This window comes from Acinetobacter sp. GQ146 (assembly GCF_059758585.1).
Genome location: NZ_JCAXDV010000003.1, coordinates 180,849 through 199,437 on the forward strand (window position 1 = coordinate 180,849; position 18,589 = coordinate 199,437).

General features: G+C 44.5%; 20 protein-coding genes and 2 tRNA genes. 12 read left to right on the forward strand and 10 right to left on the reverse strand.

The window, feature by feature from the left end; translation table 11 throughout:
* Nucleotides 1-13: 13 nt before the first annotated feature.
* Entirely contained in the window at nt 14-652 is a 639-nt protein-coding gene (locus AC6CHI_RS06880) for a sterol desaturase family protein (protein WP_498120551.1), read from the forward strand.
* A gap of 288 nt (nt 653-940) precedes the next feature.
* Here the strand turns inward: AC6CHI_RS06880 and hisF are convergent, their stop codons facing one another.
* The gene (gene hisF / locus AC6CHI_RS06885) at nt 941-1,699 is read right to left on the reverse strand and encodes an imidazole glycerol phosphate synthase subunit HisF (RefSeq protein ID WP_458891794.1); all 759 of its coding nucleotides are present in this window, start codon (nt 1,697-1,699) and stop codon (nt 941-943) included.
* 113 nt (nt 1,700-1,812) lie between these two features.
* On the opposite strand from hisF, the gene AC6CHI_RS06890 reads away from it, so the two are divergent.
* From AC6CHI_RS06890 to AC6CHI_RS06900, 3 genes are read left to right on the forward strand one after another with little or no spacing between them, the layout of a single operon-like run.
* Complete coding sequence (locus tag AC6CHI_RS06890) at nt 1,813-2,763, forward strand: homoserine kinase (RefSeq protein WP_498120274.1); 951 nt, start codon at nt 1,813-1,815, stop codon at nt 2,761-2,763.
* Nucleotides 2,764-2,777: 14 nt separating this feature from the next.
* A complete protein-coding gene (locus AC6CHI_RS06895) occupies nt 2,778-3,398 on the forward strand; it encodes a DUF1294 domain-containing protein (protein WP_498120276.1) in 621 nt (206 codons plus the stop codon).
* A gap of 32 nt (nt 3,399-3,430) precedes the next feature.
* Nucleotides 3,431-3,817 carry a DUF4870 family protein gene (locus AC6CHI_RS06900; protein ID WP_498120278.1) on the forward strand — a complete coding sequence of 129 codons (387 nt, stop codon included), beginning with the start codon at nt 3,431-3,433 and terminating at the stop codon, nt 3,815-3,817.
* A gap of 385 nt (nt 3,818-4,202) precedes the next feature.
* Here the strand turns inward: AC6CHI_RS06900 and AC6CHI_RS06905 are convergent, their stop codons facing one another.
* Nucleotides 4,203-4,562, reverse strand: a complete 360-nt coding sequence (locus AC6CHI_RS06905; protein WP_458891790.1) for a COG3415 family protein — start codon at nt 4,560-4,562, stop codon at nt 4,203-4,205.
* 98 nt (nt 4,563-4,660) lie between these two features.
* Here AC6CHI_RS06905 and AC6CHI_RS06910 point away from each other — a divergent pair, with 98 nt between their 5' ends.
* The gene (locus tag AC6CHI_RS06910; RefSeq protein WP_458891789.1) at nt 4,661-5,992 is read left to right on the forward strand and encodes an APC family permease; all 1,332 of its coding nucleotides are present in this window, start codon (nt 4,661-4,663) and stop codon (nt 5,990-5,992) included.
* A 36-nt stretch (nt 5,993-6,028) separates the two neighbouring features.
* Nucleotides 6,029-7,441 (forward strand): NAD(P)/FAD-dependent oxidoreductase, encoded by a 1,413-nt coding sequence (locus AC6CHI_RS06915; protein ID WP_498120280.1) that lies wholly within the window; start codon nt 6,029-6,031, stop codon nt 7,439-7,441.
* Between the two features lie 54 nt (nt 7,442-7,495).
* On the opposite strand, the gene AC6CHI_RS06920 is transcribed toward AC6CHI_RS06915, so the two are convergent.
* Nucleotides 7,496-8,395 (reverse strand): DMT family transporter, encoded by a 900-nt coding sequence (locus AC6CHI_RS06920; RefSeq protein WP_498120281.1) that lies wholly within the window; start codon nt 8,393-8,395, stop codon nt 7,496-7,498.
* 95 nt (nt 8,396-8,490) lie between these two features.
* On the opposite strand from AC6CHI_RS06920, the gene AC6CHI_RS06925 reads away from it, so the two are divergent.
* Nucleotides 8,491-9,039 carry a helix-turn-helix domain-containing protein gene (locus tag AC6CHI_RS06925; RefSeq protein ID WP_498120283.1) on the forward strand — a complete coding sequence of 183 codons (549 nt, stop codon included), beginning with the start codon at nt 8,491-8,493 and terminating at the stop codon, nt 9,037-9,039.
* A gap of 75 nt (nt 9,040-9,114) precedes the next feature.
* Here AC6CHI_RS06925 and hisA read toward each other — a convergent pair whose 3' ends face one another.
* The 5 genes from hisA to hisB form a co-directional block, all read right to left on the reverse strand.
* Nucleotides 9,115-9,846 carry a 1-(5-phosphoribosyl)-5-[(5-phosphoribosylamino)methylideneamino]imidazole-4-carboxamide isomerase gene (hisA, locus tag AC6CHI_RS06930; protein ID WP_142767627.1) on the reverse strand — a complete coding sequence of 244 codons (732 nt, stop codon included), beginning with the start codon at nt 9,844-9,846 and terminating at the stop codon, nt 9,115-9,117.
* An 86-nt stretch (nt 9,847-9,932) separates the two neighbouring features.
* Complete coding sequence (locus AC6CHI_RS06935) at nt 9,933-10,565, reverse strand: 3'-5' exonuclease (protein ID WP_498120285.1); 633 nt, start codon at nt 10,563-10,565, stop codon at nt 9,933-9,935.
* A 44-nt stretch (nt 10,566-10,609) separates the two neighbouring features.
* Nucleotides 10,610-11,116, reverse strand: coding sequence for a hypothetical protein (locus AC6CHI_RS06940; protein ID WP_498120287.1), 507 nt, complete (start codon nt 11,114-11,116; stop codon nt 10,610-10,612).
* A gap of 100 nt (nt 11,117-11,216) precedes the next feature.
* Nucleotides 11,217-11,834, reverse strand: coding sequence for an imidazole glycerol phosphate synthase subunit HisH (gene hisH, locus AC6CHI_RS06945; protein WP_458891784.1), 618 nt, complete (start codon nt 11,832-11,834; stop codon nt 11,217-11,219).
* On the reverse strand, nt 11,834-12,427 hold the full coding sequence (hisB, locus tag AC6CHI_RS06950) for an imidazoleglycerol-phosphate dehydratase HisB (RefSeq protein ID WP_252221172.1): 594 nt from the start codon (nt 12,425-12,427) through the stop codon (nt 11,834-11,836). Before hisB ends, hisH begins: the two co-directional genes overlap by 1 nt.
* A 96-nt stretch (nt 12,428-12,523) precedes the next feature.
* Between hisB and AC6CHI_RS06955 the strand changes: the two genes are divergently transcribed.
* The 5 genes from AC6CHI_RS06955 to AC6CHI_RS06975 all read left to right on the forward strand — a co-directional run bounded on the left by AC6CHI_RS06955 (nt 12,524) and on the right by AC6CHI_RS06975 (nt 14,927).
* Nucleotides 12,524-12,907 carry a GNAT family N-acetyltransferase gene (locus tag AC6CHI_RS06955; RefSeq protein WP_458891782.1) on the forward strand — a complete coding sequence of 128 codons (384 nt, stop codon included), beginning with the start codon at nt 12,524-12,526 and terminating at the stop codon, nt 12,905-12,907.
* A 222-nt stretch (nt 12,908-13,129) separates the two neighbouring features.
* Nucleotides 13,130-13,205 (forward strand) — tRNA-Phe (locus AC6CHI_RS06960).
* Nucleotides 13,206-13,344: 139 nt separating this feature from the next.
* Nucleotides 13,345-13,420 (forward strand) — tRNA-Phe (locus tag AC6CHI_RS06965).
* A 110-nt stretch (nt 13,421-13,530) separates the two neighbouring features.
* Nucleotides 13,531-14,271: a class I SAM-dependent methyltransferase gene (locus tag AC6CHI_RS06970; protein ID WP_498120289.1), complete on the forward strand. Its 741-nt coding sequence runs from the start codon at nt 13,531-13,533 to the stop codon at nt 14,269-14,271.
* A 143-nt stretch (nt 14,272-14,414) separates the two neighbouring features.
* Nucleotides 14,415-14,927, forward strand: coding sequence for a hypothetical protein (locus AC6CHI_RS06975; protein ID WP_498120291.1), 513 nt, complete (start codon nt 14,415-14,417; stop codon nt 14,925-14,927).
* Nucleotides 14,928-14,975: 48 nt separating this feature from the next.
* Here the strand turns inward: AC6CHI_RS06975 and scpC are convergent, their stop codons facing one another.
* Both scpC and AC6CHI_RS06985 read right to left on the reverse strand, forming a co-directional pair.
* Nucleotides 14,976-16,493 (reverse strand): succinyl-CoA:acetate CoA-transferase ScpC, encoded by a 1,518-nt coding sequence (scpC, locus tag AC6CHI_RS06980; RefSeq protein WP_458891779.1) that lies wholly within the window; start codon nt 16,491-16,493, stop codon nt 14,976-14,978.
* Nucleotides 16,494-16,992: 499 nt separating this feature from the next.
* The gene (locus AC6CHI_RS06985) at nt 16,993-18,453 is read right to left on the reverse strand and encodes an ATP-binding protein (RefSeq protein WP_498120293.1); all 1,461 of its coding nucleotides are present in this window, start codon (nt 18,451-18,453) and stop codon (nt 16,993-16,995) included.
* Between the last annotated feature and the right edge of the window lie 136 nt (nt 18,454-18,589).

Genomic DNA, 18,589 nt, shown 5'->3' on the forward strand with positions numbered 1-18,589 from the left:
TGGAGAAAAGATGATGTGGAAAGGATTTGTAGTCGGCTTGGTGGTTGCCAATGGCTTTGAATGGGTCGCGCATAAATATCTATTACATGGTACGCATCGGGCTGGCAAGCCACGATATAGCCCTGTGCCTTTAAGTATGAAATCGCATTGGGAACATCACCGCGAAGTGCGAAAACAGCAGTTTTTTGATGACAGTTATGTGGAAGGCTTGTCGCACTGGCGCACCAAAAATGAAGTGCTGTCATTGCTGGTGGCAGCCGGGGTCAGTAGTGCCCTGTTTTATCCGATTTCCAAGGGTATGGCTGCGGCTGCCGTCTATAGTGCCTGCAATTATTTTTATATTCATCGCCGTGCACATTTGCAGCCAGAATGGGCGATGAAAAAAATCCCATGGCATTATGATCATCATATGAATGCCAATCAGGATGCCAACTGGTGTGTGACCAAACCGTGGTTTGACTATTTACTGGGAACACGGGTGATTTCTGCTGTGGACTTACAAGAACAGAATCCTTTGGGTGTGGCATTGCCCTCATTCATGGCAACCCGATTGAATCAACTCTCGCAGCGCTATTTCCCGGCCAAATGGGTGGAGCGACCTCGGCTTGCAGCCCGTGAACACTCCGCCGCAGTGACGGATGCATTGCAATAAAATCAGATGCTTGTCGTAATTGGTCAATAATTTTGGCGTTAATGGTCAATACGGATGAATGGATGATGTTTACAGTGTAACGATTCGTTGTCTGATTTCCTTAGTCACGAATGTCTGTATCTCAATTTTACTTGTTTAAGCATTATGCTGAACCCAAGGCTGTAAATTTCGTGGTTTATAGGGAGTCTTCAAGGCTCCTTTTTTTTATGTGCAGATTGGCCTGAAAGAGGGATGCATAAAAAAGAGTGCGCGTAGGCACTCTTTTTATTTTTACATAGCATGAGACTGTTAAAGACGCATCTCAATGCCTTGCGCGGCCAAGAATTGTTTGGCTTCGGGAATGGTGTGTTGACCGAAGTGGAAAATAGACGCTGCAAGGACGGCATCGGCACCGCCTTTTAAAATGCCATCGGCCAAGTGTTGTAAGGTGCCTACACCGCCAGAAGCGATGGTTGGAATGGTGACACGGTCATTAATCGCGCGCATTAAACCGAGGTCATAACCGGCTTTGGTCCCATCGGCATCCATCGAGGTAATCAGCAGTTCACCTGCGCCGTAGTTGGCCATTTTTACCGCCCATTCAATGGCATCAATACCTGTTGGTTTGCGACCGCCGTGAGTGAAAATTTCCCATTTATTTTCACCGGTTTTTTTTGCATCAATGGCAACCACAATACATTGGGCACCAAAGCGTTGCGAAGCTTCTTGCACAAATTCAGGATTGGTCACAGCCGCGGAGTTAATGCTGACTTTATCGGCACCCGCATTTAACAGTAAGCGAATATCTTCGACCTTACGGACACCGCCACCGACAGTCAGCGGCACAAATACGCTTTCGGCCATACGTTCTACGGTACGGTAAGTGGTGTCGCGTCCATGATGTGTAGCGGTAATATCAAGGAAGGTAATTTCATCGGCACCTTGTTCATTATAACGACGGGCAACTTCAACGGGGTCGCCTGCATCACGAATATCAAGGAACTGTACACCTTTTACCACTCGGCCGTTATCAACGTCCAAGCAAGGAATAATACGTTTAGCTAGCATAATTTTTTCCAATAATTACAGCCGATTATGAAACTCACCTACACAAGCGCTACACCTTGGTAGATTGAAACGGTATTCTATCAAACTTATGTAAGATTTTTCGCAGGTTTTCTATGTCGGTTTATACCACTTTGACTTTAAAGGAAGTTCAGGACTTCGCAGCCCCTTATGGATTAGAGGTGATTGACCTGATTCCCATTCAAGGAGGTATTCAAAATACAAATTATTTTTTGGTCTGTGAAAACCAAAGCCAATACGTATTAACCGTTTTTGAAGAAATGGATGAATATGGCGCGGGTGAAATTGTACCTGTATTAGAACATTTGGGACAACAGGGTTTACCTGTCCCTGTTCCCTTAAGACATTCAGGGCAAGCCATTCATTTTATTAAACAAAAGCCGGCACAGATTGCACCGCGTTTAATGGGTAAACACCCGATGCCTGCATCTACGGCTCAGGTTGAAGCGATTGCGCTGGCTCAAGCCAAAATGCATGTGGCGTTACTGGATTTTCCTTTGGAACGCGCGCAATACCGTAACCATCAATACTGGCGTCAGGTGTCGCGGGAAATTAAACCGACACTGAATGCTGCCGATACGGCCTTACTGAATGAATTGCTGGGTCTGTACGATGCCATGACTGCGGTATATCCCGACCGTCCGAAAGGCTTTATCCATTCCGATTTGTTCCGTGACAATACTTTGTTTGAAGGTGACCAGCTCCAAGGGATCCTCGATTTTTATGAATTGAACAAAGATGAACTGCTGTTTGATATCGCGATTACCCTGAATGATTTCTGTACCGAATACCCAGAAGTGCATTTAAATGAAGACAAAGCCCTCGCATTTTTGAATGCCTATCAAACGGTTCGGCCATTAACCGAAGATGAGAAAGCCTGCTTGCAATTGTATTTAGCCATGGCTGCAGGGCGTTTCTGGATGATGCGTTTGCAAGTAGCACAGAAAAATGCGGCTGAAGGACGGACAGGGGATGATATTTTGCAGAAAAATCCTTTAGAAATGCGTAATATGCTGATTGAACGCTTAAAATTTGTAAACGGCTAAACAAGGAAGCTTACATGCGAGATCAGGGACGCTTGGTAGAATGGTTTGATGAGAAAGGCTATGGCTTTATTCAACCTGATGATGCCAATAAAGAGCGCGTTTTCCTGCATATTAAGGATTTTGCTCGCCCTGGTCCGCGCCCAATTGTCGGTTGTGCCTTGGAATATAACGTGTTGTTAGATGGGCAGGGGCGCTGTCGCGCGCAGCAAGTAACTTACTTAAAAGCCTCACAAACAGCCAAACGCGCTAAGCCAAAATCCAAACCCGCTGCACCGCAAAAACATGCTTTGATGCAGCTGGCCTGTATCGCTTATTTTATCGTGCTGGCGATTTTGGTGATGCTCGGTTTACTCAGTGGCTTGGTGCTGCTCTTGGTCTGTTTAATGAATGCAGCCAGTTACTGGTTTTATGCACAAGATAAAGAAGCGGCACAATTGGGCGGGCGTCGTGTACCGGAACAGACGCTGCATATTCTGGCCTTTTTGGGAGGCTGGCCTGCCGCATGGTTGGCACAGCAAAAACTTAGACACAAAACACAAAAACAACCTTTTAAGCAGGTATATTTCTGTACTATAGCATGCAATATCTTACTGATTTTATGGCTCATCTCGCCGTTCAATAGCTTGTCCATCTAAAGGCGAGAATATTAACAAGAAGGGGGAAAACAATGAATAATCCCATTGATCAAGATCCGAATCGTAGCTTAACGCTGGTCTTATATGTCCTTTATATCATTGCCATCTTTACGGGTGGCTTGTTGGCATTCATCGCCCTGATTATTAACTATGTCAAATTGAATGATGTCAGAGGTTCTATATTCGAGAGCCATTTCCTATGGCAAATCCGCAGTTTTTGGTGGTATTTGTTCTGGAATGTGATTGCCTTTGTACCGTTCTTTTTCCTGTTTTTCACAGGCGATAATCCAGACTTGTTTGCCAGTGTGGCTTTGGGCAGTACCATCTTCTGTATCAGTGTAATCACGATAGCCTGGATTTGGATTGTTTACCGTGCCATCCGGGGCATTATTACCTTGAATGACAATCAACCGATCTAAACTCGGTGCTTTCGCCTAAGCAGCGCTGAAAATGACGTTTTTAGCAGCTTGAGATAAAAAACGAGTGGCTTATGCCACTCTTTTTTTGCCCAACTCTGAGCCGATTTGCCCCATTTTTTGTCAGTCCAGTGCTTTAAGCTGGGCTGTTTATACAAATTGACTTTACATTTTTCATTTATCAACTAAACCTATTTTTGATAAATAGCTCACGTTTTTAATAATTTAAAATTAATATTTTAATATTTATAATGTGCCTTTTTATATTAATAAAATTACGTTTTTAATAATTTAAAATTACATTTTTAATAAAATAACTTTACATATATGTACAGTTATTTATTTAAATTTATATATTACTTTTATTTAAAATTAGAATGAAAACACATTAAGCATAATAGCGACCACGACGACGTCTTAAACCTAAAACATGGATGGCTCGAACCAAAACGGCATAAGAAACAGCATAGCCAAATTCCTGTTCAAACAGAGGAACTAGGTCACTGATATTCTGAAATTTTGTTTTTTTAACAAAGCTTTGAAAAGCGCTCCAGTCCTTGATATGACTGGGTGCACCGCGTTTTTCACTGGGCTTTGGTGCGAGGTCGCCCGTCTCTTCTTCCAGCTTAATCCACGCATCTAAAGTGACACGGGAAATGTTGAATTGTTTGCAGACCGCAACTTTGTAGTCGGTTATTTTGTAGGCTTGAATTGCGGCTTTTCGCACTTCAACGGAGTATCTAGGCATTTACTGTTCTCATTTTTAAAATAAGATTTTTTATATTATATGGCATAGTTGTTGCAAAAAAATAATTAAGTTAAATAAAATGTGTAAGTGGTGGCAAAATGAAAAAAACCGAGGTTTCTTTCAGAAGATTGTCTTTATGGCAGGTCATTATTATTGGTGTGGCCTATATGACCCCCATGACCGTATTCGATACTTTCGGAATTGTTTCTGGCATAACCGAAGGTCGGGTACCTCTGGCCTATCTGTTGGCGCTATTTGCCATGCTGCTTACCGCAATCAGTTATGCGCGTTTTAGCCGAGTGAGCGATAAACCCGGTTCTGCCTATAGTTATACAGCAGAAACGTGTGGCCCGCAGGCCGGCTTTTTTGTCGGCTGGTGCGCTTTATTGGATTATATTTTGTTGCCCTTAATCAACGCCTTGCTGGCGGGGATTTATTTGGAAGCGGTGATTCCTGCGGTGCCCTACTGGGCATGGGTGCTATTGTTTAGTGCTTTGGTGACGTTGATTAACTGCTTCCGAATTCATATTCTGGCCAATTTAAGTTTGATCTTCGTGTTTGCACCTGTGGTGTTAATGCTGCTGTTTGTGTATTTGGTCATTCAGGGTGTCGGGCATGCGCAAGGCTATAACCATGTCTTGACTCTGGCGCCATTATTGAATGGCAATACGGAAATTTTGCCGCTGATCGCTGGGGCGTCCATCTTATGTTTCTCTTTTCTGGGTTTTGATGCGGTCACCACCTTGTCGCATGAAACCCAAGATCCAAAGAAAACCATTCCCCGTGCCGTGATCTATACCACCTTAATTGGCGGGGTGATTTTCTTTACCGCCTCTTGGTTTATTCAGTTGTATTTCCCAAGCAATGTACGCTTTAAAGACCCCGATGCGGCTTTGCCCGAAATTGTGATGTATGTCGGTGGAGCCTTGTTCCAAGCAGTGTTCCTTTGTGCACAAATCATGAATACCTTTGCTTCAGGCTTGGCAACACATGCCAGTGCATCGCGCTTGCTGCATATTATGGGGCGCGATGGCATTTTCCATAAAGGCACTTTGGGGCAGGTACACAGCACATTGGGGACTCCGTTATATGCAGTCTTGAGCATCGGCATCATTTGTCTGTTGGCGATGGTGCTGGACTTGGCGACCGTAGTCAGCATGATCAGCTTTGGTGCCCTGATTGCCTTTACCGCAGTGAATTTCTCAGTCTTCATGAAGTTTTATGTGCATGAGCAGCAACGTCAAGGCTGGAAAAATAAATTCAAAAACCTGTTTTTACCGCTAATTTCGGTGATGGTCATTCTGTGTCTCTGGGTCAACCTAGAAAAATCAGCCTTGTTGTTTGGTCTGGCGTGGTTGGCAGTCGGGATTGTGATCTTTATTTATAAGAAATTGAAAAAGCAAAATATTGTGATTGGTAATGCCTACTAATAGCGCGGTGTAGTACCCAGAGAAGTGAGTGAAAAAATGCAAATCAATAAGCCAAAAATTTTAGACGATGTCGAATTTAAAGCCAGCCAGCAGCAACAAAGCGGTAAAGAGTGGAACTGGATTCCTGAGACGCGTGGACAGTTTCAGCATCCGGCGAATTATTACGAGAGTTCCCTACAGGATTGGCAGCAGTTTGATGCGCTGAATGCCGATATCGTTTGTGATGTGGTGGTGATTGGTGGTGGACTATTGGGTACATCGACGGCACTGCATTTGGCGGAGCAAGGCGTTGATACGGTTTTGCTTGAAAAAAACCGAATTGGCGGTGCGGCATCAGGACGCAATGGTGGGCAACTCACCCCAGGTTTGGCACGCTGGGAAGCCGAAGAAATGATCAGCCATTTTGGCTATGCCGAGGCGAAACGTTTGTGGCAGTTTACCTCGACTGAAGCGATGGCGTTAATTGATGATATTGCCGCGCGCTATGAACTGGATGTACAGCGCAAGCACGGTCATATTACCGCAGCGGTGCATGAAGGGCATTTGGTGGCACTGACACAAGCTGCAGATGCCCGTAAATACTTAGGAGAAGGCCATACTCGTGTGGTGGGCAAGCATGAGCTGCTGCAGCACGTCAATTCCGATAATTATTATGGCGGTTTGCTCGACAGCTTAGGCGGGCAGATTCATCCCTTGGCCTTAAATCGTGGCTTGGCCTATGGATTTTGTCTCAATGGTGGCCAAATCTATGAGCAAACCGAAGTGCTTTCGCTCCAAGAGTGCGAAGACGGAATCTATGTCACGACGCCCACTGGCGTGGTAAAAGCACGCCAGAGTGTGGTGATGGCTGTGCATCATGCCTCGTTCAAGCTTTTAGAACAGCACAACCAGACCACGATTCCATTTTATACCTATGTCTGTACCACAGCCCCGTTGGAGCTTGAGTTAAAAGAACTGCTCCCTGCGGATACCCCGGTATACGATACCCAGTTTCAGATTGATTATTACCGCGGTGTGTCCCAGAACCGTTTGTTGTTTGGTGGTGAAGGCACAGGCTCCTGCTGGACGCCCGAAAAGACTCAGCAATATTTGTTGGGGCGCATTCAGCATGTATTCCCGCAACTGAAGCAAGTGGAGCTAGATTTTGTCTGGAGTGGAACAACCGACTTGACCATGAATGGTGCAGCGGATAGTCGTAAGTTTGGTGAGAAATACCCGATCTATGCAGTACACGGCTGGAGTGGACATGGCGTGGCGCAGACGGTACGTATCGGCAAAGCCATCGCTGATGATTTTTGTGGTCAAACCAATGATTTTAAGATGCTGACCCAGATCCAGCATCAGAATATTCTGTTTGGTCGTGCATTAGCCCCCGTGGTGATTCCGATGGCGAAAAGTGCTTATAGTTTGGGGGCGATGCTCAACCCAGGCAAAATGGTGTCTTTCTAATGCTTCATCATGATGATGAAGTCGCTGGATAGCAAGGCGACTTCATCTTTTTAGTTATAGCTGCTCAGCCTGCTTTTTTGATTTCAACAACTTGGGCTTCCATTCACTGATTAAAATACCAAATACCACCAGTACGCCACCCAGTAAAGCCAGCGGTGCCAAACGTTCTCCTGCTAGACGACCAAACAAAGCTGCCCAAACTGGTTCACCTGCATAAATAATGGCCGCCTGAGAGGGATTCACCGAACGTTGTGCCCAGTTCATTACGAATTGAATCATGGCACTGGCCAATCCCAAAGCAAAGGCGATGCTGACCAGTGGCCATGAGAACGCTGGAATTTGATGTTCTCCCACCAGTGGCATCGCGGCAAAAGACATCACTGAACCCACAGCCAGTTGAATTACGGTAACGCGAGCCAAATTCACTTTCGGGGCAAAATAGCCAATCAGGATAATTTCCAAGGCAATGCCGATCGCGCCTAACAACGTGACAATCTGACCAAAGTTTAAGGAAATGGCTTGGAAACCATTGCCTGTGAGCAAGACTAAACCGAAAAATGCGCAACTTGCCCCAATCCAAATCATAAAATGCGGAACTTTACGGAACAGCAGCCATAACAAAACGGGTACCAAAGGCACGTATAGCGCGGTTAAAAATGCCGATTCACTGCTGCTGATGGTCTTTAAGCCCACGGTTTGCGTGCCATAACCAATGGTTAACATACAGCCGATAATAAAGCCTGCCCACAGATCCTGTCGGGTAGTGTGCTTTAGCTGTTTAAAGGACAGTAAGCCGATTAAGGTTGCGGCACAAGCAAAACGCAGCCCGACAAAGAACATCGGAGAACTAAAATTTAAGGCATATTTCACCGTCAAAAAGGTACCACCCCAAATAAAGGTAATTAAGATTAGGGCGATCACAGGCGCTTTGCTGCCGAGCGATTGAGTGAACATAGATGAGCTTGGTATTGTGCAATATATTGCACATAGCTTGCCATGCTTTTATTTTTTGTGCAATATACTGCTCAATGTTTTCTTGAAACACCTGTATGAAGTCTCCCTCAGTTTTACAATATGTCAGTCAAAACGTGCGCCACTATCGCAATCTGAGAGGCCTAAGCCAGCAGCAATTAGCGGATTTGGCAGGTTTAAGTCGTCGTATGGTGGCAGGGGTCGAAACTGGACAGGACAATATCAGTCTGGCAAAACTCAGTTTAATTGCGGATGTGCTCGAGGTTGATTTTGCGCAAATGATTGCCGCGCCTGAACAACAAGGGCAAGCGGTGGTGAATGCCTTGGCTTGGCAGGGTACGCAGGAACAGAGTGAAGCCAAATTGGTGGTCTCTGCCCCAGCCAGCAAAAAAGTCGAATTATGGACGTGGACTTTGGCACCGAATGAACAATACTGTGCTGAACCTGACCCCGAAGGCTGGCGCGAGATGCTGTATGTGATTGAAGGGGAACTGACCTTAGATTTGGCAGGTGAAATTAAAATTCTGCGCGCAGGGGAATCGATTGTGTATGCTAGTACCATTGAATATCGCTACATCAATCAGGCAGCGATTCCACTGAAATTTATTCGTAATGCGATTTACTAAACCGCACTAATCGGCTGAATCCAATTTTCATTGATAAAAAAGAGGTCATGTGACCTCTTTTTTCAGTGTCTCGGCTTAGAGCGCTTGTTCATCCAATAACAGCTGGGCTTCACGTAAGTTCAATGAACCTTCATAAATCGCACGACCTGTAATCGCCCCTAGAATGCCGGGTTGACCTTTGAGGTTACGCACGTCATCCAAGTTGGTCACGCCACCCGAAGCAATCACAGGCAAGCCTGAGTATTGCGCCAAGTGTACAGTTTGTTCTACGTTGACACCTTGCATCATGCCATCACGCGCAATATCGGTATAGACAATGCTGGACACGCCTGCATCGGCAAAACGTTTGGCCAAATCAGTCGCTTTCACATCCGTGACATTGGCCCAGCCATCGGTTGCCACCATACCGTTCATGGCATCAATACCGACAATGATACGGCCTGCGAATTTCTTACAAGCTTCTTCGACAAACTCAGGCTCTTTCACCGCTTTGGTGCCAATAATTACAAACGATACGCCTGCATCAAGGTAGTGCTCAATGGTTTCGAGTGAACGGATACCGCCACCAATTTGAATTGGCAATTCAGGTTGCGCTTTGGCAATCGCTTCAACCACAGGCTTATGAATCGGGGTACCTGCGAAAGCACCGTTTAAGTCGACCAAATGTAAGCGGCGTGCGCCCTCATTCACCCAATGCTGTGCAGTGGCTACAGGGTCATCAGAAAATACGGTATCGTCTTCCATACGGCCTTGTTTTAAACGCACACATTTGCCATCTTTCAGGTCAATTGCAGGGATGATCAGCATGCTTTCGCTCCTTACCCGATCTCATTGAATTAATTTGCAGCAATCTTAGCAAAGTATTGGCAAATATCTAAGCTAAGATGTTGCTTTTATTTCGTTCTATGCTGTGCAGCAGGCAGATGAATACCTAAACGCAGTAATTCCTGATAAATCAGCACCGGGGCATAGGCATCGGCAGCAGCATATTGGATTTGCGCAGCACTTAAGGGAAATTTGCTCCAATTGGAGGTACTAACACTTTTACTTTTGGGAAAATTGACCTGAAACAGCAGCGCCATGGCATTCTTTACTCCAATTGGCGTGGTTAGGCCAAAAGCAGTAAAGGCCTTGGATAAATCCAGCACCTGATTAAAGTGAATCCCTTTTTTACGAAACAGATGCGCATCGTTTTTCAAGCCAAAACCGACTTTAAGTTGCGTTGAACTTTCTAAGATTGGCGCTAAAAAATCTAAAATCGCAGGACTGATCTGAAAAATATAGGCTTGCTCTGCGGTCGCCAGTTGAATCACATGCGGGCCTGTGGCGACTTCACCTTTACGAAAGGTCGGTTTCGATTCGGAATCAAAACCAAATACTGGCGCGGCAAACAGCTCATCTTGTAAGGCATGACATTGTGCCAAGTTGGAAATCAGTTGGATTTGTTCAGGGGCTAAATTTTGAAATAGAGGAAGTCGCTGAATCTGTTCTTTGCTTGGGATTAAGGGCAAATCTAGCTTATCCATAAAATAAGAGCCTAATATGATAATTTTGATTATAGTCTTTGAGATTAATAACCGATGACTAATATTCCTTTCAGAGGTAGTTGAATTCTCTGAGAGGTATATAGTGTGTCTAAAAATTGATAGACTTTTTGAAAATCATTCGAATTTCTATATGTATTTCTAACGGCTAAAACAAGATATTCGATATCAACCATCATACTGGCTTGGAAGATATCTTTGAGAAATTGATTATTTACTACAGCTCTACCAGCTTCAACTTCAATTACGACTTTTTGTTCGAGGTGAATAGCATCTGCTAGAAAACTTTTAGAAGCTTGGTTGTTGTGTCCATAAAGTACAGCAACAGGTATTTTATCTTCAGCCGATTTACTTTTCTCAACTTTGAATCCTATTTTTTCAAGATCATTTGAAATAATAAGAAGCACATCATTGCTTGATAGCTGATGTACTTGTGAGTTGATATCGCTAATGTAATGTTTGAAAACCTCAGTAACTTCTAAGAGTTTTGATGTTGTTGGCTGAGAGCGAGGAAAAAATTGGAATTGGATCATATTTTAGATATTTCTGAACTGTTTTAATATTTCTCTTAAAAGAAAAGTTAAAAGCCCAACAGCAGTTGAGCTTGTTTAATAAATTAAAAATATGAAAGAATTAAATATCCCATTCCACAAAGTTTTTCAGCAATTGTAGCCCAGCGGTATGGCTCTTTTCTGGGTGGAATTGCGTCGCAAACAAGTTCTCTTGGTGTAATGCGGTACAGAACTGGATGCCATAATCACAAGTCGCTGCCACAATGCTGCTGTCCTTCGGCTCCACATAGAAACTATGTACAAAGTAGAAACGCGCATCTTGTTCAATGTTGTTCCACATCGGATGGCTTGGGTCGGCTTGATGCACCTGATTCCAGCCCATGTGTGGCACTTTTAAGCCATCCATCTGAGGGAAGTGTTTCACTTCACCTTCAAAAATACCCAGTGCATCGGCACCGCCATTTTCTTCAGAATGTTGCATGAGGGCTTGCATCCCGACGCAGATCGCCAAAACCGGCTTGTTAAATACAGCTTGGCGCACCACGGCATCAATGCCAGCTTCATGCATGCCTTGCATACAGTCACGCATCGCCCCAACACCAGGGAATACAATTTTATCCGCTTGGGCAATGAGCTTAGGATCATTGGTGACATCGACAGTGGCACCGACATGCTCCAATGCTTTCGCAGCCGAGTGCAAATTGCCCATACCATAGTCAAGAAGTGCAATACGCGTCATTACAAGCTTCCTTTGGTAGAGGCAATGGTGTTGGCCGCGCGAGGATCAACTTCACACGCCATACGTAGTGCACGAGCAAAAGCTTTAAAGACACTTTCAATTTGGTGATGGCTATTTTTACCTTTCAGGTTGTCAATGTGCACCGTCACTAGCGCATGATTGACGAAACCTTGGAAAAATTCAGAAAATAAATCCACATCAAAACGACCAATCATGGCACGCGTGAACGGAATATCCATAAACAAACCAGGACGGCCTGAGAGGTCGACTACAGCACGGCTTAAAGATTCATCTAGCGGGGCATAAAAATGTCCGTAACGACGCAAGCCTTTTTTATCGCCCAAAGCCTTCGCAAATGCCTGACCTAAGGTAATCCCGCAGTCTTCAACGGTATGGTGATCATCGATTTCCAAGTCGCCATCACAATGAATATCAATATCAAATAGTCCATGGCGCTTGATTTGATCAATCATATGGTCTAAAAAAGGAACTCCAGTGTTTAAAGTGCCTTGACCTGTACCATCGAGATTTAAACGAACTCGAATTTTGGTTTCGTTGGTATTTCTTACCACTTCACTGATACGTTCTGTCATAGACACGTTCCTCAAAAACGTCAAAAATGATTGATGTAAACTATTTTTCGCCGTGACGAAATCACCGCATATTAGATTGCTCAGGAGGGTTAATCAATGCCTATCACCGTACATGCTTATACTTCACTAGAAAATGAAGAAATTCGCAGCCAGCTTGAGCGATTGTATGACACCAGCCCAGAATTTGGTGACGGGCAAGATGCCATTGAACAACTTGAACAAAACTTGGCTCAGTATACCCTAGTTTACACCGCAGAATTTAATACTAAAGTGATCGGTGCAATTTGGTGTACCGGGCAGGGCGAAAGTAAGACCTTAGAATATATTGTGGTGCATCCTGCCAATCGTGGTCGTGGCGTGGCTGAACGCTTGGTTGCTGAAGTGTGCCGTATAGAAGAAGCCAAAGGGGTTAAAGTGTTTGAACCGGGCTGTGGTGCGATTCACCGTTGTCTGGCGCATTTAAATAAATTGCCTGGCTAGCCCACATCTATGTATGCGCTTATGCCTTTTACTGGGTTAACGTGAAATAGGAAAAAGCAGCTGAAAGGCTGCTTTTTTTATATATTCAGCAATTGATGAGACAAGATTCGCAGGCAACTGTTTGTTGTTGCTAGAAATTTGATGAAAAAGCCATCATTTGATACAAAAAAGATAAAAAGTCGCTTGACGCCTGTATCTTAAAACGCTTTAATACGCCCCATCGGCGTGATAGCTCAGTAGGTAGAGCAACGGATTGAAAATCCGTGTGTCCCCAGTTCGATCCTGGGTCTCGCCACCATATATTTTAAAACCGTATTTGTGTTTTCAATCCCTGATCCCATCAGGGATTTTTTTTGGGCAAAAAATATTCGAACGATTAAAATTAATCAGATTTAGGATTGACTAATCCGCTCAGATACGGCTTAATACACGGCATCGGCGTGATAGCTCAGTAGGTAGAGCAACGGATTGAAAATCCGTGTGTCCCCAGTTCGATCCTGGGTCTCGCCACCATATTCAAAAAACCTCAAACATTGTTTGGGGTTTTTTTATGTCTGAAGAAAAGTCATGCTATAGATGATGAATTGCCGAACGCTAAAATAAAAATACAACAGGATAAAATCATGCGCAAAGACTTATTTTCTGAAAACAGTCAACGCTATCAACAGGCACGGCCGCAATATTCGAACGAAATTTTAGCCGCAATTTTGGCTCATGTTCCAGCGCGTCGACTGGCGTGGGACTGCGGGGCAGGTTCAGGGCAATTTACCCAGCTACTTGCACCACATTTCGGGCAGGTGCTTGCGACGGACCTGAGCGCGCAGCAACTGCAGTATGCCCCTGCAATTGCGAATGTCCGTTATGTGCAAGCCGCTGCCGAGCAAAGCTCCTGTGACTCTAGTAGCGTAGATTTGGTCAGTGTGGCACAGGCGGTTCACTGGTTCCACTTTGAAGCATTCTATGCTGAAGTGAAGCGCGTGCTGAAGCCTGATGGCGTGATTGCGGTGATTGGTTACGGCTTAATTCAATTGCAGGACGCGGAGTTGCAGCATGCACTGCAGCAGCTTTATTTCAAAACCTTGCACGGCTATTGGGACCCTGAGCGGCATTATATCGATGAACAATATCAAACCATTCCCTTTCCGTTTCAGGAATTGGCTGTGCCAGCTTTAGCATTGAACTACACCTGGAGTAGTGCGCAATTCTTGCAGTATTTAGCCACTTGGTCGGGGTTGCAGCATTATCAGCGCGCTCAGCCGCATCGTGACCCATTACAAGCGCTACGGCAGCTTTTGCTGAGCCAAGGGAATCCGATGCTGGCATTAAGCTTTCCGGTACTGCTGCGCGTCGGGCGGAAAGACTAGCATCCGGTTTGAAAATGAAGTGAGGAGTGCGTTTTGGACTGTACCGTCCATCTGCCAATCTAGCGCTTTACGCGGAAGCAACTGTTAAATCGATATCTGAGTTTTAAAATAAAAAGGGTAGAAATTTTAATGGACATTTTGCCATGCATTTCTCTCCCCAAGTTTTCAGTGCACTGGCTTTGGGTGCATTGTTAATCGGTCATAGCTATGCCAATGACGCTGTTAATCTCTCGGTATTATCTGAACAGGATTTACGCACGCAAACGGGCGATATCCAATCCCAGCCTGATCACAGCAGGCAGCAAATTTTTGAACATTATTTGATGAAACTTGAACTCGCTCCGCAGCAAGCTGGATGGATGGATACGGCACGTGCTTCGCAAGAGATTTTGCCGCCACAACAGATTCCAAACTTTGATTTGCCGCTCCCCATGCTGTTACAGGTCTATTCCATTGCTGAGGGTTTGCGGTCGGATGATCCTCGACTGGGCTTATATCGCTTGATCGATCCTGTGGTGAACCGTAACAGCCCGTTGCAGCACATGCAGCCGCCGGCTCAAATTCAGTTGAATCTGGGCGTGGTTTCAATCGGGACTGTGGAACAGCAAATGAATGTTGAGGGATTGATGAAGCTGTTTTTATTGAACCCACATTAACTAAGAATAAAAAAACGCCCCATGTGGGGCGTTTTTTAACGGATCAGATTAAGCAGATTTTGCTTCCGCTTGAGTTGCCAGCATGTGACCAGTTTCTTCGAAGTTAGAGTGCCAAGAAAGCGCTTCACGCAATAAGTGTGGAGTATGACCCCCTTTAGCGCATGAACGATCAAAGTAGTCGTTTAATGCATCACGGTACATCGGGTGTGCACAGTTGTCGATGATGGCACGAGCACGTTCACGAGGTGCTAAACCACGAAGATCGGCAAGACCTTGTTCAGTTACAAGAATGTCGACATCGTGTTCTGCATGGTCAACGTGTGATGCAAATGGAACAACAGAAGAAATGTCGCCACCTTTCGCAATTGATTTGGTCACGAAGATTGCCAAGTGAGCATTACGGGCGAAGTCACCTGAACCACCGATACCGTTCATCATTTTGGTACCGCATACGTGAGTTGAGTTCACGTTACCGTAAATGTCAAACTCAAGCGCCGTGTTGATACCGATAATGCCTAAACGACGCACCAGTTCTGGATGGTTCGAAATTTCTTGTGGACGAAGTACCAATTTGTCTTTGTAGGCTTCAAGGTTGTTAAACACTTTCTCGCCGTATTTTGCTGAAAGGGTAATTGAAGAACCTGAAGCAAATTTCATTTTACCGGCATCAATCAATTCAAAGGTACAGTCTTGCAGTACTTCTGAGTACATGATGAGGTCTTCAAAGTTAGAATCTTTCAAGCCTGTCAATACCGCGTTTGCAATTGAACCGATACCTGCTTGAAGCGGACCTAAGTTTTTCGGCAAACGCTCTTCAGCCACTTCTTTTTCGAAGAATGCGATTAAGTGGTTGGCAATCGATTGAGTCTCATCATCTGGAGCAGTCACAGTTGATGGAGAGTCGTGTAAATCACTGTTAAATACGATACCCACGATTTTAGAAGGATCGATGTTAATCGCCGTGGTACCAATACGCTCATCCACTTGAGTTAATGGAATTGGTTGGCGTGTTGGACGATACGTTGGAATATAGATGTCGTGTAAGCCTTCAAATGCTGGGCTTAAGTTGGTGTTGATTTCAACAATCACTTTCTCGGCAAAAATTGCAAAGCTGGCAGAGTTACCCACCGATGTTGTTGGAACAATACCGCCATCTTCAGTGATTGCAACCGCTTCAATGACTGCAACATCTGGCTTTTTCAACTGAAGGTTACGCATTTGCTCAACAGTTTCAGACAAGTGTTGGTCAATGAACATTACTTCGCCATTGTTGATGGCTTTACGTAAGGTGTTGTCGACTTGGAACGGAAGACGACGCGCAAGAACACCCGCTTCAGTCAATTGTTTGTCAAGGTCATTTCCTAGACTCGCACCCGTAATTAATGTGATTTTTAATGGGTTGGTGTGAGCACGTTTTACTAAAGCCAATGGAACAGCTTTGGCTTCGCCAGCACGGGTAAAGCCACTCATCCCAACGGTCATACCGTCTTGGATGAATTCCGCAGCTTGTTCTGCGCTGATGACTTTGTCGTGAAGTGAAGCTAAACGAATGCGATCTAATGACATGGTTGACTCTCATTGGAATTTTGAAACTGATAGGGATTGTACCGATCAGAAAAGGCATTTTGCATACCTGTTATGCTAAGGTCTAATTTTTTAGGAAAATGCGGGTATAACAAATTTTGATAATTTTTAATCAATTGATTTGATAGGGGATATTTCGGGATAATTCGCTTATTTTTAATACTGACTGTACGGTTATTGAACAAAAAAGCTGCAAAATTTGTTACAAATATCATATATTCAATGTGGCTCTCAGGCGGTCAATCTTTTTTAAAAAGGAAAAGTTGAGTAAAAATGAGCGAGATGCGGCTTTTAATTTGGCTTCAGCTCTTGCGGTTTGTTGAGTCTAAATAAACAAGTTAGCTGCTGTAGCTTTCAATATGCACAGAAATGCCTAGGCAATACGGCACACTATTGCAGAGTGCGCCGCAGATATTTTGATGCTTAAGACAAAAGAATGTGCTGAGCAATGTCCCTGATGCCTGCTCAGCTTTGAAACAGATTAAAAATGTTCACTGATGCTTTGTTTGAGTTTTTCAATCGGGTTGCTGATTGTCTGATCTTCAGGCTCTTCTTTGGGTAAAGGCAATAAAATAATTGCTTCTAGCCCGCCTTGTTCACGATTCTGAATGATCAGTTTACCTTGATGAATATCGACAATCCGTTTCACAATCGCCAACCCTAAGCCACTGCCTTGTACGGTGCGCGCGGCATTGCCACGGACAAAGGGCTGCATTAATTCTTCAATCTGGTCTTCCGGAATACCTTCGCCATGGTCAGCTACGCTAATCACAATATGTTCATCTTCAACATGGGCTGATAATTCAATCGGTTCTGCGCCATAACGCTTGGAGTTATTGATTAAATTGCCGATTAAGCGTTTCAGTGACAAACTGCGTGCTTGAATTAAAGGGAGCGTTTGCGGACTAAAACGAATGTCGAGCGGTTTAAACTGAATCACTAATTCTTGCAGCAAGTTATTGATATCAGTCGCTTGCAGTACTTCATCCGAACCATCTCGCATGAAGGAAATAAATTGATTCAGAATGGCATCCATATCTTCCACGTCATAAATCAGCCCTTCTTTTAAAAAGTCATCATCGGGCATCATTTCTGCACTGAGTCGAATACGCGTCAATGGTGTGCGCAAATCGTGTGAAATACCGGCCAGCATAATGCGACGATCACGTTCAGTCTGATCTAGTGTATAAATCATGTGGTTAAAGGCTTGATTTACCTCGCGAATTTCTTGCGGTCCATGATTGGTTTCTAAATAAGGCGCAGTGCCCGTTTTACTATAACTGTTGGCCGCATTTTGTAAGCGACGTAATGGCCGGTTTAATTGGCGAACCAAGGTCAGAATAATGACCGCAGAAATCAGTGGAACACCCAAGAGCCAGCCTAAAATCAGTTCAGGGCTATAGTTGGCGTAGGTTTTGAGAGGTTCACGTACCCAGTGCCCATTCATTTCAGGGGTTTGTACCCAAATTCTTGGGCTGGGTTTAAACTGGAAATACACCGTGACATCTTTCATGTTTAACTCTTTAGCCAACTGGTGCTCAATGCGGTTGGTAAAGAAGTCTGCAATCAATTTGTCTTTAACGTTTGGATATTCTTTGGGATCGGTGACATATTCCACACCAACGCGCTGTTTCAGCCATTCATCAATATCCAGTTGCACATCATCATGATAAATCTTTAAGCGCGGGTTGTTGATCATTTCTAACTCAACGGCTAGAAATCTCGCATGCTGTTGAATTTCAGGTAAATACAAAGTTTTCCAGAAGAACCATAACGACATAAACAAGCTAAAAAATACTATAAACAGCACCAGTACCGTGGTACGCATGGCGGCAGAACGTGGCTTGATTTTGTCGAGGAAGCGTTCTGAAGGAGTGCGCTTCTTTTCTGAATAAGTGACAAAATCGGTAAATTCTTGCGGGTCGATGGGATCTAGTTTCACGTTATTTCCTGTATCTATGTGGATGGCATAGTTCTATTGCGACAGGGATGCGATACGCGAAGAAGTCATCTGCAACTGTTTGAGGCAGGAGGTCTTCAAAGGCTAAAGTTTCTGCGATTGAGTGGCACAGTTGCAG

What these genes read in the sequence shown, in the direction of transcription:
- AC6CHI_RS06915 (WP_498120280.1), top strand. Translation starts at nt 6,029, where the DNA reads ATGCAAATCAATAAGCCAAAAATTTTAGACGATGTCGAATTTAAAGCC.
- AC6CHI_RS06905 (WP_458891790.1), bottom strand. Translation starts at nt 4,562, where the DNA reads ATGCCTAGATACTCCGTTGAAGTGCGAAAAGCCGCAATTCAAGCCTAC.
- AC6CHI_RS06880 (WP_498120551.1), top strand. Translation starts at nt 14, where the DNA reads ATGTGGAAAGGATTTGTAGTCGGCTTGGTGGTTGCCAATGGCTTTGAA.
- scpC (WP_458891779.1), bottom strand. Translation starts at nt 16,493, where the DNA reads ATGTCATTAGATCGCATTCGTTTAGCTTCACTTCACGACAAAGTCATC.
- AC6CHI_RS06900 (WP_498120278.1), top strand. Translation starts at nt 3,431, where the DNA reads ATGAATAATCCCATTGATCAAGATCCGAATCGTAGCTTAACGCTGGTC.
- AC6CHI_RS06935 (WP_498120285.1), bottom strand. Translation starts at nt 10,565, where the DNA reads ATGGATAAGCTAGATTTGCCCTTAATCCCAAGCAAAGAACAGATTCAG.
- AC6CHI_RS06970 (WP_498120289.1), top strand. Translation starts at nt 13,531, where the DNA reads ATGCGCAAAGACTTATTTTCTGAAAACAGTCAACGCTATCAACAGGCA.
- hisA (WP_142767627.1), bottom strand. Translation starts at nt 9,846, where the DNA reads ATGCTGATCATCCCTGCAATTGACCTGAAAGATGGCAAATGTGTGCGT.
- hisB (WP_252221172.1), bottom strand. Translation starts at nt 12,427, where the DNA reads ATGACAGAACGTATCAGTGAAGTGGTAAGAAATACCAACGAAACCAAA.
- AC6CHI_RS06975 (WP_498120291.1), top strand. Translation starts at nt 14,415, where the DNA reads ATGCATTTCTCTCCCCAAGTTTTCAGTGCACTGGCTTTGGGTGCATTG.
- AC6CHI_RS06940 (WP_498120287.1), bottom strand. Translation starts at nt 11,116, where the DNA reads ATGATCCAATTCCAATTTTTTCCTCGCTCTCAGCCAACAACATCAAAA.
- AC6CHI_RS06920 (WP_498120281.1), bottom strand. Translation starts at nt 8,395, where the DNA reads ATGTTCACTCAATCGCTCGGCAGCAAAGCGCCTGTGATCGCCCTAATC.
- AC6CHI_RS06895 (WP_498120276.1), top strand. Translation starts at nt 2,778, where the DNA reads ATGCGAGATCAGGGACGCTTGGTAGAATGGTTTGATGAGAAAGGCTAT.
- AC6CHI_RS06890 (WP_498120274.1), top strand. Translation starts at nt 1,813, where the DNA reads ATGTCGGTTTATACCACTTTGACTTTAAAGGAAGTTCAGGACTTCGCA.
- hisH (WP_458891784.1), bottom strand. Translation starts at nt 11,834, where the DNA reads ATGACGCGTATTGCACTTCTTGACTATGGTATGGGCAATTTGCACTCG.
- AC6CHI_RS06910 (WP_458891789.1), top strand. Translation starts at nt 4,661, where the DNA reads ATGAAAAAAACCGAGGTTTCTTTCAGAAGATTGTCTTTATGGCAGGTC.
- AC6CHI_RS06955 (WP_458891782.1), top strand. Translation starts at nt 12,524, where the DNA reads ATGCCTATCACCGTACATGCTTATACTTCACTAGAAAATGAAGAAATT.
- hisF (WP_458891794.1), bottom strand. Translation starts at nt 1,699, where the DNA reads ATGCTAGCTAAACGTATTATTCCTTGCTTGGACGTTGATAACGGCCGA.
- AC6CHI_RS06925 (WP_498120283.1), top strand. Translation starts at nt 8,491, where the DNA reads ATGAAGTCTCCCTCAGTTTTACAATATGTCAGTCAAAACGTGCGCCAC.